Source organism: Arthrobacter sp. 10T425 (assembly GCF_056393985.1).
Window position 1 is genome coordinate 1 of sequence record NZ_JBFTGZ010000099.1, and the last position, 410, is coordinate 410.

At 55.5% G+C, this 410-nt stretch carries 1 protein-coding gene; it reads right to left on the reverse strand.

Going from position 1 to position 410, the window contains the following annotated elements; genetic code table 11:
* Nucleotides 1–150: 150 nt before the first annotated feature.
* The coding region (locus AC1DDH_RS20700; RefSeq protein ID WP_476956250.1) for a hypothetical protein at nucleotides 151–410 on the reverse strand (260 nt) is incomplete at its 5' end.

The window sequence follows — 410 nt, forward strand, 5'->3', positions numbered from 1 at the left end:
GGGTGGTTTTGGGTTGTGGTGGCGGGGTTTTTGGGTGGTGGGGTGGGTGTGGGGGGTGGAGTTGCGGTGGGGGCGTGGTGGGTGTATTGTTTTCTAAGTCGCCGCGAGGGAGACCAGCGGAAATGCTGGGAACCGGAGGCGGCCAATCCCCTAAATTTCAAGACCGGATCTGGTCGGCGTTTTGTGCGCTCCGGGTTCGGGTGGGGCGGGTTGGATGGTTTGTGGGTCGCGGAAACGCTGATTTGCAAAGCGGTCCGGACTCGGGTAASTTTGAAAAGTTGCTCCGGAGCGATCCTTGACTGTTTGTTGGTTGTGGTGGTGCCGGGTGTGTCTGTTGTTTGAGAACTCAATAGTGTGCCAAGTTTGTTGATACCAATTTATTGTATTGAATTGGTTGAATTTGCCGGGCC